Genomic DNA, 12,114 nt, shown 5'->3' with positions numbered 1-12,114 from the left:
TATTGCAGGAGAAACAAAGCATGAGCTTTTTCGACAAAATGAAAAACGCCCTCAGCGCCGGCCGTGATGAGCTGACCAATCAGGTCGGTCGCTTCAAAAACCGGAAATTCATGGAAGGCACCGTGGCCGTCTGTGCGCATATCGCCATGGCCAGCAACGGCGTCGGCAATGAAGAAAAGCAGAAGATGATTCAGTTCATCAAAAACTCACCGGAGCTGAAGGTGTTCGATACCTATGAGGTGATCGAGTTCTTCAACAAACTGGTGTCAGGCTATGAGTTCGATGTCGATATCGGCAAAGGCGAAGCCATGAAGTACATCATCGCGCTCAAGGGCCAGCCCGACGCGGCTCAGCTCGCGTTGCGCGTGGGGATTGCCGTTGCCAAGAGCGACGGCGATTTTGACCCGCAGGAGCAAGCCGCCGCACGGGAAATCTGTTCGGCACTGGGTTTCGCGCCGGCGGATTTTCAGCTGTAACGAATAATTCAGATTTTTCACAGGGCTATATTTACATATGGAATCTACCCATCTCGGCTTCCCTATTGAGACAGTCATTGTTTTTGTCGTACTGTCGCTGGGCGCTATTTTTATCGATCTTTTTATGCATCGTAAGGATCAGCCGATCTCCCTGAAGAGCGCCGCGGCATGGTCGATCTTCTGGGTGCTGGTCTCGCTGGCTTTCGGCGGCTTCCTGTACGTGCATCACGGTGCTGAGATGGCGAGCCTGTTCATCACCGGTTATGCGCTGGAAAAGGTGCTTTCCGTCGACAACCTGTTCGTGATGATGGCGATTTTCTCCTGGTTCTCGGTGCCGGATCGTTACCGTCACCGCGTGCTGTATTGGGGGATCATCGGCGCTATCGTCTTCCGCGGCGTCTTCGTCGCTATCGGTACCGGATTGCTGATGCTCGGCCCGTGGGTAGAGCTGCTTTTCGCCGCCATCGTCGGCTGGACGGCAGTGATGATGCTGAAAAGCGGCGGCGATGACGACGAGATCGAGGATTATTCGCAGCATCTGGCGTACCGCCTGGTGAAGCGCTTCTTCCCGATCTGGCCCAAGCTGAAAGGTCATGACTTCGTACTGAACCAGAAAGAGGTGGATGCCGAACTGGCTAAGCCGGAAAACGCCGATGTGCAGATTGGCCGCGGCGGCAAAGCGGCGATTTACGCCACGCCGCTGCTGCTGTGCCTGGCGGTGATCGAGCTGTCGGACGTAATGTTCGCCTTCGACTCCGTGCCGGCGGTTATTGCGGTCAGCCGCGAGCCGTTGATCGTGTATAGTGCGATGATGTTCGCGATTCTCGGCCTGCGTACCCTGTACTTCGTGCTGGAAGCGTTGAAACAGTATCTCGTGCATCTGGAAAAAGCGGTTATCGTGCTGCTGTTCTTCATTGCGGCCAAGCTGGCCCTGAACGCAACCGACCACTTCTTCCATCATGGTTTAGCCATTTCCGCCAGCACCAGTCTGTTCGTGGTGATCGGCGTATTGGCAGTAGGCATCATTGCCAGCTTCATTTTCCCGGAAAAAGACGGGGAAGAAGAAGCTGAACACAAAAATTCCGACGGGCAAAGCTAAGCAGCCCGGGAACTTCAACGAAAGTATGTAACAGAGGAAGCTACAATGAGTGTATCTCTCGCAAAAGGCGGTAACGTATCACTGAGCAAAGCAGACCCGACCATGAACAACGTTCTGATCGGCCTGGGATGGGATGCGCGTTCTACGGACGGGCAGGACTTTGACCTGGATGCATCTGCGTTCCTTCTGGCCAGCAATGGCAAAGTGCGCGGTGACGCCGACTTTATCTTTTACAACAACCTGAAGTCTTCCGACGGTTCCGTGCTGCACACCGGCGACAACCGTACCGGCGAAGGCGACGGCGATGACGAATCCCTGAAGATCAAACTGCCTCAGTTGCCGGCCGACGTCGACAAGATCGTCTTCGTGGTCACCATCCATGACGCGCAGGCCCGCCGCCAGAGCTTCGGCCAGGTTTCCAACGCGTTTATCCGCCTGGTCAACGATGACACCAAGGTAGAAGTCGCCCGTTACGATCTCTCTGAAGATGCATCCACCGAAACCGCGATGCTGTTCGGCGAACTGTATCGCCACGGCGCCGAGTGGAAATTCCGCGCCGTTGGTCAGGGCTATGCCGGCGGCCTGGCCTCCGTTTGTGCCCAGTACGGCATCAACGCGTCCTGATAATCCTTCCGGCGCGGGTATCACCGCGCCGGCACCTAATTTATGTAAGGAGTACGTAAATGGCTGTATCCCTGGTAAAAGGCGGTAACGTTTCCCTGACCAAAGAAGCGCCCACGATGAGCGTGGCAATGGTCGGCCTCGGCTGGGACATGCGCGTAACGGACGGCGAAGGCTTTGACCTCGACGCCTCCGTGTTCATGGTCGGCGACGATGGCAAGGTGAAATCCGATGCCGGTTTTATCTTCTTCAACAATAAGGTCAGCCAGTGCGGTTCCGTTACGCATCAGGGCGACAACCGTACCGGTGAAGGCGACGGCGACGACGAGCAGGTCAAAATCGAACTGGCTAAAGTGCCTGCCGACATCAGCAAGCTGGTGTTCTCCGTCACTATCTATGACGCGGAAAACCGCAAGCAGAACTTCGGTATGGTCAGCAACAGCTTCATGCGCGTCGTCAACCACGACAACGGCCAGGAAATTGCCCGTTTCGACCTGTCTGAAGACGCCTCTACCGAAACCGCGATGATCTTCGGTGAACTGTACCGCAACGGCGCCGAGTGGAAGTTCCGCGCTGTTGGTCAGGGTTTCGCCGGCGGCCTGGGCGCATTAGCTGCCCAGCACGGCGTGAACGTCTGATCCCGGTCATGCAATCCGCCCCGCCTTCTGCGGGGCTTTTTTTTCGATTTTGATGGCCAGACGGACCTATTTCGCGAAGGAGTTGCCCATGAACCTGATGCCCGGTCAGAATACCCCGGTCACCACCACGCAAGTCAGCCTCACCCTCAGCTATACCAAACCCGCCGCTTTCCGCAGTGAAATCGATGCCTCAGCGTTTATGCTCACCGGCGCCGGGAAGGTCAGGGGCGATAACGACTTTATTTTCTACAATCAGCCCCGCTCTGCCGACGGCAGCGTGGAAATGACGCCGCAGCCGGATGGTTGCCGTTTTACCCTCGATCTCGCGCGCGTCGATCCGGCCATTGAAAAAATCGCGCTGACGCTGGTCGTGGACGGCCCCGATACCGTCGCTAACCTCAGCGCACTGACGCTGAACGCGCCGGGCGTCGCCACGTTCGACGTGCCGCTGGAAGGACGCAGCGAGAAAGCGCTGATCGTCGCGCAGTTTTATCGCCATCAGGGCAACTGGAAAGTACGGGCGCTGGGCCAGGGCTTCAACGGCGGGCTGGCGCCGCTGGCGATGAACTTCGGCGTTGACGTTGCCGACGAACCGGCAGCGCCGGTTGCGGCCCCCGCTCCGACCGTCAGCCTGGAGAAAAAGCTGCAGGAGAAAGCGCCGCATTTGGTCAACCTGGCAAAATCCATCACCGTCAGCCTCACCAAACACAAGCTTGAGCAAACCCGCGCGAAAGTCGCGTTCGTACTCGATGCGTCCGGCTCTATGGCACGCCAGTTCAAAAGCGGCAACGTACAGGCCGTGCTGGAGCGTATCGCCGCATTGGCCGTCCAGTTCGACGACGATGGCGCGATGGACGTGTGGGGCTTTGGCGAGAAATTCAAAAAGTACGATGACGTCACGCTGGATAACCTGGGCGGTTATGTGGAACGCATCCAGAAAAGCGGCAAAAAATCGATGTGGGAACTGCTGCCCGGCTTGGGTGGCGTCAACAACGAGCCGCCGGTGATGGAAGACGTCATCAATACGTTCAAAGACAGTAAAGAGCCGGTTTACGTGGTGTTCATCACCGACGGCGGAATCAACAAAACCAAAGCGATCAAAGACGCCATCCGGCGCTCGTCGCATCATCCGATTTTCTGGAAATTCGTCGGCCTGGGCGGCTCCAACTACGGCATTCTGGAACAACTGGATGATTTCACCGATCGGTTGTTGGATAACTCAGACTTCTTCCCAATCGATGACTTCCGTACGCTCTCCGATGAACGACTGTATGACCTGCTGTTGGTCGAGTTTGCCGGCTGGATAGCCATGGCGAAGGGTAAAGGAATACTGTAATCCGGATGCGGGAAGGCTCTGATATCCCGCCTTCCCGCATCCGGCCGTCAATGCCCGTTTCTCCGTATTACGGCGCTCACGACTGATTAATCTTAAACGTAAATAACTCCTGCGTTCGCTGTTGCGCCAGTTCGAACAGATCCAACAGCGTATCATCCGCATTGCCATGGATCTGAACCCGGATTTCCGGAATATAAACTGATGAAATCATCCCGCTTTCATCACAGCCTGAGAGTTCCATCTCCATCCTGACTTCGCTGGCGGTGTAACTTTTCGCGACACATTTGCTGAAATAAATATCCACGATGATTCCTCTTTGACGGTAGAAAACAATCACATTACTGTTTATGCATACAGCATACAGGAATTCATTGCGCGGACCTACGCTGCGGAACGATCTATTTTTATATAAATATCATTATTTATCAGTGCATTAAAAACGTTCTATTGCCCCTTTGCCAACCGAATGGCGTACTCCCGTACGTCCGCCGGCCAGGGTTGCAGGTGATTTTCAAAACCCCCGAGATCGCCGGCAAACAACAGGCGCGTTGCTTCTTCATACCCCGGTAAATCACCCGCCAGCGCGTGCATAAAACGGTATGCCGCTTCCTGGGTTGCACGCCGGCTCCCCGTTTCGCCGCCGCTTTTTCTCGCTTCATCAATCAGCTTACGCAACGCAATGGACGCACCGCCCGGCTGCTCCGCCAGCCATTCCCAATGCCGGGGCAACAGCGTAACTTCCCGCCCGACAACGCCGAGCTTCGGGCGCCCTTTGCCGCGGGCAACTTCCGGAGGCGTCGACATCGCGCGCCGCCGGGCGGCTTCGTTTTCAACCTGTACCGCTAAACGCGCCAGGATCTCTTGTTCCGAGCCACGTAAATCCAGGTCGATCACGCGGCCATCGGCATCGTCGAATACCAGTACCGATTGTGTTGCATCCTGCGCCAGCAGTGATCTGACCGCCAGCGCAACGTCAGCCAGCGAGCCGGCGCTCAACAGCCGGTGACCGGCAAACGCGCTGCAGGAGTGGGAAAGTGCAGGGTTCATAGAAAAATCTCCATAGTGAAATTATGGAGAATTATATCCGGGTAAAAATGCGTGTCAATATTACCCGGATAAAAATAACCCGGTGGTTTACGGCTCTGCCCAGGGGCGAATGTTACCGGGCTCCAGCTCCAGGCAATACACGCCCAGGGCAAAGTAGAGCGCCATATAATTGCGAAGCAACTTCATAAATGCGGCGGTGACTTCAATGCGGGAATTGTCATGTACCGTCATCCAGCCCGCCTTCGCTGCTGCGTTGACGATACGGCGCACGTGGGTTCGTGAAACGGCCAGGGTTTTGCTTACCGTGTTATACGGATATTCAAAGATACCTGGTTGGTTATTATTCCTGCGTTTGTAAGTCAGCGCTTCCAGATAAAGACTGATGAAAATCATATGGCCGGAATCTTTTTCCGTGAACAGGTGTACCTCCGGCACAACCTGGCTGATGATGACCCGGTTAATCAACAACTCATACATATTGCGATGCATAGCGACAACGTTTGCTTCATCGCTCATAAAATCCGGAGGCAATTGCAGCGCCGGAAAAAGTACATTCAAGGGCAACAAGGCGCTGGTTATATATTCCCGCTCTTCCGCCAATAATTTCTCCGTGGGCGATATCATCAGAATGCGCTTATTTTCGCTGTTTCTCACCGCCTCCAGGCGACCGCTGACACGCAAAAAGAAAAACTGAGAATCTATGCTGTTCCCGCTGGCAAATTTCATTGACTTACAATATTCACGAACCTCCGCCTGACTGGTTTTCCCCCGGGAATAAAAGAAGCATAATATTGCAATAACGATATAAATCCGACTCTCCCTGATGATCGTCTTATAAAACAATGAATTCTTCTCATATATTTTAGCCATTAAATCATAGTGGCGTTTTACAGCCTCATCAAAACCTGAATTTTCATTAATGCCATTACCATAAGCGCAGAGTTTTTCAATTAACTCTTGTTTTTTACTCATAATCATCCTTTGCTACAACCGTTCCGTCCTGAACAAATGCCTTTCTCTGTTGCTTTTGATAGCTACAGAGAATACGGATCGTGTTATATAATCGGTAGTATGCATTGTACGGCCGGATTAATCTGACCATGCATGAGAATAAACTTCTACTGGGATAGAATAAATGTATTTTTTATCATTGCGTTTTGATTATCTCACTAGGTTTATTATTAGAACCTGACTGATTATACTACCAATATAAGACGATACTTATTCGTTTCGACAATACCTTCTTACCACATCAACGTTCAATACGCATCCATTGATAGCACATTACCAAGAAAATTCTTACTTACCAGGATAGTATCACTTTTACGGCAAACAGTATGTATTATAAATCATGCAACCAACAATAAAGGTTAGGTTATGATGCTATTCGCTATAACCGTGGTATATTTGGGATGTGTAACCAGATATAAACCAATGCCCATGCCATATTAGCGTCACAGCCCCCCTCCCACAAGTAGTGTAATACACGCAATCCCGCTCTCCCGCCAGGAAAAAAGACAGAAAACACTTAACTTTTAGGAATTCAGGCCGATCCAAACAGGTAATAAATCCCAAAAAACCGCTTAATCTCACCTATAAAACAAATATAACACATCCCGGTTAATAGCATTAAAATCACGCAAGCCTATTATTTTGAATTTTTTCTTAATCAAATATAAGGTCAACCAAGGAAGTAACAAAACAAAGAAAAAGAAATCACATACCACCTCATGCATGAGATGTCGAAAAAACAGTCATTTGTCAGTATTTTATATATAAAGAATGACCCGTACCTGCCGAAACTAAAGAGTACCGCTGAGTAATATATCGGGAACATAATGTATGTCATTTTATAAGCACATATCAGATGCCGACAAATGCATTCATAGTCACGGCATGTTAGTATCAAACGGTGCAACCTTATTCATCACTATGGATCTGTTGTTATGACGAAAACACCAGCTCAAAAAGCCACCCCACGCAAGAAGTACACGCCCAAAATGTTGCAGGTTTTGGAAACAGCCCGTGATGTTTTTTTGCGTGACGGATTTGAAGGAACCAGCATGGATACGCTGGCTAAAGAGTCAGGTGTCGCCAGGCGAACTATATATAATCAATTTATTTCTAAAGAGATATTATTCCAGGCCGTTATTGAAAGTATCTGGTTCCGCTTAGGCTCGCCCGATATGCCGCCAGAAAAAGAAATGACGAAAGATCCCGCCAAAGATCTGTATCAGATTGGCCTTACCATTGCCCGTCACTGGGCACCGCCTGAGACACAAGACTTTCTGCGTTTAATCGTACGGGAAGGCGATCGCTTTCCTCATCTGGCGGAAGACTTCTACCGCATGAGCAAAGCACCAATGCTCGAACGTATGAGCGCCTATTTCGCCCGCCTGGAAAGCGAAGGGATAATGGCGTTTGGCGATAAAGAGCTGGCCATACGCCAGTTCGTCGGCCTGATTATGGAGCCTCTGCGTTGGCTGCGCCTGATTGGTATCGGCGAGGATCCGGGAGACGCCTTGTATCATAAAGTGGTTGATGAAGCGGTAAAAACCTTTATCGCCCGCTATTTGGTTACCGGTAAAACCGACTAAGATTTCATCATTTCAATTGCCCCGTATGACATGCACTATATAGTGCATAATCGCTTGACTGGGCGTCTTTTCATCCTCAAAATTTGGCGAGAAATACACTAAGCAGTGCAATTTCCGCCAAAACCTCACGGGGCACATCATGAAAATTTCTGACAACACCATACTGATTACCGGCGGTTCTTCCGGTATCGGTCTGGAGATAGCGAAGTATTTTCTCCGTACCGGCAACGACGTCATTATCTGTTCATCCCACACCGATAAAATGCAGTCGGTACAACAGGAAAATCCGGGAATCATCGCTTACACCGCCGATCTCGCCCTGGAAACAGAACGGGTACGGTTGGCAGAATTGATAATGGCTAAACACCCGAACCTCAACATACTGGTGAACAATGCAGGTATCCAGCTGCGCGCGCCACTGTTGCAAGACACCCGCGCCTGGTCCGAGCACGCCGCTGAAATCGCCATTAATCTGGAAGCGCCGATGCATCTGTGCGCATTGTTTGTTCCGATGCTGTTAAACAAGTCTTCCACTATCATCAACGTCTCCTCCGGCCTTGCCCTGACGCCAGCCTGTTTTGCACCGGTATACTGCGCGACAAAAGCCGGCCTGCACGCTTACACGCGGGTGCTTCGTAAAGAGCTGGAATCAACCTCCGTGGAGGTTATGGAAATCATTCCGCCGGCGGTCAATACCCAGCTGGGCGGCATCGGGCTTCATGACGATGGCGTGGACGTTGGAGTGTTCGTGGCTTCGGTGATGGAACGACTGCTCGCCGGTGAAAAAGAAGTCGGCTACGGCACTTCAGAAGAATCACGAGTGGCTTCGCGGGAAACGCTGGAAGCGCGTTTTGAAAGCCTGAACGCGCGTTAAGCCCGCTCCGGGGCGCTGAAAATTTCAGCGCCCCTATTTTCGTTAATGTCCAACTGGTTGATAAAATAAGGTATCCGCACTCACTTGATTATTCTTAATAAACACACTCTTTTGTAAGAAATTATTTATTGAATATACAAAAGCTGACCAAAAATAACCTTAACACATTCTATTTGCTCCCTTTCCTTATTTAGCTCAAATAACAACCCATCGTAAACTTCAATCAAATAAGATATTTCTTATAGCGAACAATATTGAGTCAACACGAACTAAACAAAATGAAAGTTAATTTCAACATTATGATTTAATTGAATTTAAATAGTTTTTATTTTTTCTTTTCCGGATCTATCATAATGCTGCGTCTTCAGTTTTGTGACCAATGTCACATGACGGTATTATTTCACAGATAAAAGATATATAAGCTGGAATCTATTATGAAAAACTTTACCAAATTGTCGTTACTGGCCGCTTTGGTTGCGTCCTCATCGCTTGCATTCGCCGCAGATAATACCGGTTTTTATGCCGGTGCTAAAATGGGTATCAGCCTGGAACAGCAGCATGGCCAGAGCGTAAACACCGGTAACGGCACCACCGGTATCCCGCGTGATACCAAACAAGCCGGTAACGCCGGCCTGGTATTCGGTTATAACTTCATGAACGACTTTAATCTGCCGATTCGTACCGAGCTGGATTATACCTACCGTGAAGGCACCGACTCTTACCACAACGTCAGCAACCTGGGCACCAACCACAACCGCGTGCGTGTTCAGAGCGTGATGGTTAACAACTACTACGATATCCAAACCGGTACGCCGTTCACTCCGTACGTGGGCGTGGGCATCGGTTATGCCAACGTGAAACTGGATCAGAGCCTGGCTGGCAACACCAACTCCGGCAGCTACGATAACTTCGCCTGGAGCGTAGGCACCGGCGTATCTTATGCCATCAACAGCCACCTGGATCTGGACGTAGGTTACAAATATCTCGACGCGGGTAAAGGCAAAGCCAACGGTTCCGAAGTTAAAGTCGGCACCCATGACTTTACCGCCGGCGTGAACTACTACTTCTGATTACCCTTTCCGGTAATGAACAAGACCCGCCATGACGGCGGGTCTTTTTTTATATCAGCGTTCAACGACCAGGCCGCCTTCACGATAACGGGCCACCTGCTCGCTGGGCGTATTACCGAAAAAGCGTTTGTACTCACGGCTGAACTGCGACGGGCTTTCGTAACCGACGCGGATCGCCGCCGTGCTGGCCTTCAACCCGTCGTGCAGCATCAGCATGCGCGCCTTATGCAAACGGTAGGATTTGATGTACTGCAACGGCGACGTCGAGGTCACCGCCTTGAAGTTGTGATGAAAGGCGGAAATGCTCATGTTCACTTCCTGCGCCAGCAGATCGATATTCAGGTTGCTGGTGTACTGCTGCTCTATCACCCTCAGCGCTTTGGCGATCTGGCTGAAATGGCCGTGCCGGTTGACCAGCGCCTGCAACGCCTCGCCGCCCTCGCCGCGCAGCACGTAAAACAGCATCTCACGCACGATCTGCGGCCCGAGCACCCTGGCTTCCAGCGGGTCTTCCATCGCGTCGATCAGCCGTTCTGCGGCGCAGAACAACGCCTCATTCAGGGCGACGGAACGGAATCCCGGCGACTGGCGACGCGATGCATCCTCCAGCCCGTCTCCCATTTCAAACATCAGTTCCTGGAGCACCGCCGTATTAACGCGCAGCGAGATCCCCACCAGCGGCTCTTCCGGCGAGGCGAACGTCTCGCATTCACAGGGCAGCGGCAGCGTCATCAGCAGGTAGTTATTCGGATCGTAGCGGAACATCCGCTCCCCCAGATACCCGACCTTGTACCCCTGAAACACGATGATTATGCAAGGTTCATACATTACCGGCGTGCGCGCGTGATGCTCGGTGGTATAGATAATTCTGACGTCTTCGACCGGTGACGGCCCCGCGCCGGTGGCCTTTACCTGGCGGACAAGCCGGGCGGCGAGCAGGCTTCCTCGTTCATCAACCAACATAAATCAGCTCCGGATTACGCAACGAAATTGGCAGACATGATGCCAGAACACTTCCTATTTCTACAGCCTCCTGCAGGAATAGGCAAGTCATCGGCAGGAATGTGCATTGAGACGCGGCGGCGATAAGCCCACAATAGCCGTCAATGATTTCCCTGTGGCCACACGGCCTTTTTGTTTGCTTATTTTGAGGTACTCTTGCGATGGAAAACTTTATCCTGCATACCCCGACCCGCGTTCTGTTTGGCAAAAACCAGATCAGCAACCTGCGTAATGAAGTGCCGTCCGACGCCCGCATTCTGATCACCTACGGCGGCGGCAGCGTTAAACGTAACGGCGTGCTCGACAAGGTATACAGCGCGTTGGCCGGGATGCACGTCTCGGAATTCGGCGGTATCGAACCTAACCCGGCTTACGAAACCCTGATGAAAGCCGTAGAACAGGTGCGTAACGAGAAAATAGACTTCCTGCTTGCCGTCGGCGGCGGTTCCGTCCTGGACGGCACCAAGTTCATTGCAGCCGCAGCTGACTATGAAGGCGATCCGTGGAACATTATGGAAACCGTCGGCAGTAAAATCACCCGCGCGATCCCGCTGGGCAGCGTACTGACCCTGCCGGCCACCGGCTCGGAAATGAACGCCGGCGCGGTAATCACCCGTCGTACCACCGGTGACAAGCAGCATTTCTTCTCACGCCACGTGATGCCGAAATTCGCCATCCTGGACCCGGAATACACCTACAGCCTGCCGCCGCGTCAGGTCGCCAACGGCGTGGTGGATGCTTTCATTCACGTCATGGAGCAATACCTGACTTACCCGGTAGACGCCAAAGTTCAGGACCGTTTCGCCGAAGGTTTGCTGCAAACCCTGATTGAAGAAGGCCCGAAAGCGCTGCAAGAGCCGGAAAACTACGCGGTACGCGCCAACATCATGTGGAGCGCCACCATGGCCCTGAACGGCCTGATTGCCACCGGCGTGCCGGTTGACTGGGCGACCCATATGCTGGGCCACGAGTTAACCGCCATGCACGGCATGGACCACGGCCAGACGCTGGCGGTCATTCTGCCGGTCATGATGCAATACAAACGTCAGCAGAAACACGCCAAGTTGTTGCAGTACGCCGAGCGCGTATGGAACCTGCGCGACGGCAGCGAAGATCAGCGCATTGATGGCGCCATCGCGGCGACGCGCAACTTCTTCGAGCAGATGGGCATCAAAACCCACCTGCGCGACTACGGTCTGGACGGCAGCACCATCCCGGCCATGCTGGAGAAATTGCAGGAACACGGCATGACGGCGCTGGGCGAACACGGCGATATCACGCCGGAAGACAGCCGCAAAATTTACGAAGCAGCCTTATAATTTAATGAACTAATGAATCCCGCCGCGTGCGGGAT

The 12,114-nt window shown here is 52.4% G+C and carries 13 protein-coding genes and 1 pseudogene; 10 read left to right on the top strand and 4 right to left on the bottom strand.

Going from position 1 to position 12,114, the window contains the following annotated elements; all coding sequences use genetic code 11:
* Window positions 1-20: 20 nt before the first annotated feature.
* From C8D90_RS06080 to C8D90_RS06060, 5 genes are all read left to right on the top strand, one after another.
* Entirely contained in the window at window positions 21-476 is a 456-nt protein-coding gene (locus C8D90_RS06080) for a tellurite resistance TerB family protein (protein WP_115457533.1), read from the top strand.
* A 37-nt stretch (window positions 477-513) separates the two neighbouring features.
* Complete coding sequence (locus C8D90_RS06075) at window positions 514-1,575, top strand: TerC/Alx family metal homeostasis membrane protein (RefSeq protein WP_115457532.1); 1,062 nt, start codon at window positions 514-516, stop codon at window positions 1,573-1,575.
* Between the two features lie 45 nt (window positions 1,576-1,620).
* Entirely contained in the window at window positions 1,621-2,199 is a 579-nt protein-coding gene (locus C8D90_RS06070) for a TerD family protein (protein ID WP_115457531.1), read from the top strand.
* A gap of 59 nt (window positions 2,200-2,258) precedes the next feature.
* Entirely contained in the window at window positions 2,259-2,834 is a 576-nt protein-coding gene (locus C8D90_RS06065; RefSeq protein ID WP_115457530.1) for a TerD family protein, read from the top strand.
* An 88-nt stretch (window positions 2,835-2,922) separates the two neighbouring features.
* Window positions 2,923-4,170 (top strand): vWA domain-containing protein, encoded by a 1,248-nt coding sequence (locus tag C8D90_RS06060; RefSeq protein ID WP_115457529.1) that lies wholly within the window; start codon window positions 2,923-2,925, stop codon window positions 4,168-4,170.
* Between the two features lie 76 nt (window positions 4,171-4,246).
* Here C8D90_RS06060 and C8D90_RS06055 read toward each other — a convergent pair whose 3' ends face one another.
* The 3 genes from C8D90_RS06055 to C8D90_RS06045 form a co-directional block, all read right to left on the bottom strand.
* Complete coding sequence (locus C8D90_RS06055; protein ID WP_115457528.1) at window positions 4,247-4,474, bottom strand: hypothetical protein; 228 nt, start codon at window positions 4,472-4,474, stop codon at window positions 4,247-4,249.
* A 140-nt stretch (window positions 4,475-4,614) separates the two neighbouring features.
* On the bottom strand, window positions 4,615-5,217 hold the full coding sequence (locus C8D90_RS06050; protein WP_115457527.1) for a DUF2239 family protein: 603 nt from the start codon (window positions 5,215-5,217) through the stop codon (window positions 4,615-4,617).
* A gap of 87 nt (window positions 5,218-5,304) precedes the next feature.
* Window positions 5,305-6,189, bottom strand: a complete 885-nt coding sequence (locus C8D90_RS06045) for a hypothetical protein (RefSeq protein WP_147291330.1) — start codon at window positions 6,187-6,189, stop codon at window positions 5,305-5,307.
* A gap of 974 nt (window positions 6,190-7,163) precedes the next feature.
* On the opposite strand from C8D90_RS06045, the pseudogene C8D90_RS22475 reads away from it, so the two are divergent.
* From C8D90_RS22475 to C8D90_RS06030, 4 genes and pseudogenes are all read left to right on the top strand, one after another.
* A pseudogene (locus C8D90_RS22475) lies at window positions 7,164-7,355 on the top strand (TetR/AcrR family transcriptional regulator); the annotation flags it as partial.
* A 66-nt stretch (window positions 7,356-7,421) separates the two neighbouring features.
* On the top strand, window positions 7,422-7,814 hold the full coding sequence (locus C8D90_RS22225; RefSeq protein WP_230472961.1) for a TetR/AcrR family transcriptional regulator C-terminal domain-containing protein: 393 nt from the start codon (window positions 7,422-7,424) through the stop codon (window positions 7,812-7,814).
* Window positions 7,815-7,953: 139 nt separating this feature from the next.
* Window positions 7,954-8,688 (top strand): SDR family oxidoreductase, encoded by a 735-nt coding sequence (locus C8D90_RS06035; RefSeq protein ID WP_115457524.1) that lies wholly within the window; start codon window positions 7,954-7,956, stop codon window positions 8,686-8,688.
* A gap of 434 nt (window positions 8,689-9,122) precedes the next feature.
* A complete protein-coding gene (locus C8D90_RS06030) occupies window positions 9,123-9,758 on the top strand; it encodes an outer membrane protein (protein ID WP_115457523.1) in 636 nt (211 codons plus the stop codon).
* A 54-nt stretch (window positions 9,759-9,812) separates the two neighbouring features.
* On the opposite strand, the gene C8D90_RS06025 is transcribed toward C8D90_RS06030, so the two are convergent.
* A complete protein-coding gene (locus C8D90_RS06025) occupies window positions 9,813-10,721 on the bottom strand; it encodes an AraC family transcriptional regulator (protein ID WP_115457522.1) in 909 nt (302 codons plus the stop codon).
* Between the two features lie 200 nt (window positions 10,722-10,921).
* On the opposite strand from C8D90_RS06025, the gene yqhD reads away from it, so the two are divergent.
* Window positions 10,922-12,079: an alcohol dehydrogenase gene (gene yqhD / locus C8D90_RS06020; protein ID WP_115457521.1), complete on the top strand. Its 1,158-nt coding sequence runs from the start codon at window positions 10,922-10,924 to the stop codon at window positions 12,077-12,079.
* The last annotated feature ends 35 nt before the right edge of the window (window positions 12,080-12,114 follow it).

Source organism: Enterobacillus tribolii (genome assembly GCF_003363015.1).
GTDB lineage: Bacteria > Pseudomonadota > Gammaproteobacteria > Enterobacterales > Enterobacteriaceae > Enterobacillus > Enterobacillus tribolii.
This window is presented reverse-complemented; position numbering and strand designations above follow the sequence as displayed.

Bases quoted from the DNA above. Each gene is read 5' to 3' on its own strand.
- C8D90_RS06070 (WP_115457531.1), top strand. From the start codon at position 1,621: ATGAGTGTATCTCTCGCAAAAGGCGGTAACGTATCACTGAGCAAAGCA.
- C8D90_RS22225 (WP_230472961.1), top strand. From the start codon at position 7,422: ATGACGAAAGATCCCGCCAAAGATCTGTATCAGATTGGCCTTACCATT.
- yqhD (WP_115457521.1), top strand. From the start codon at position 10,922: ATGGAAAACTTTATCCTGCATACCCCGACCCGCGTTCTGTTTGGCAAA.
- C8D90_RS06035 (WP_115457524.1), top strand. From the start codon at position 7,954: ATGAAAATTTCTGACAACACCATACTGATTACCGGCGGTTCTTCCGGT.
- C8D90_RS06060 (WP_115457529.1), top strand. From the start codon at position 2,923: ATGAACCTGATGCCCGGTCAGAATACCCCGGTCACCACCACGCAAGTC.
- C8D90_RS06045 (WP_147291330.1), bottom strand. From the start codon at position 6,189: ATGAGTAAAAAACAAGAGTTAATTGAAAAACTCTGCGCTTATGGTAAT.
- C8D90_RS06025 (WP_115457522.1), bottom strand. From the start codon at position 10,721: ATGTTGGTTGATGAACGAGGAAGCCTGCTCGCCGCCCGGCTTGTCCGC.
- C8D90_RS06075 (WP_115457532.1), top strand. From the start codon at position 514: ATGGAATCTACCCATCTCGGCTTCCCTATTGAGACAGTCATTGTTTTT.
- C8D90_RS06080 (WP_115457533.1), top strand. From the start codon at position 21: ATGAGCTTTTTCGACAAAATGAAAAACGCCCTCAGCGCCGGCCGTGAT.
- C8D90_RS06030 (WP_115457523.1), top strand. From the start codon at position 9,123: ATGAAAAACTTTACCAAATTGTCGTTACTGGCCGCTTTGGTTGCGTCC.
- C8D90_RS06050 (WP_115457527.1), bottom strand. From the start codon at position 5,217: ATGAACCCTGCACTTTCCCACTCCTGCAGCGCGTTTGCCGGTCACCGG.
- C8D90_RS06065 (WP_115457530.1), top strand. From the start codon at position 2,259: ATGGCTGTATCCCTGGTAAAAGGCGGTAACGTTTCCCTGACCAAAGAA.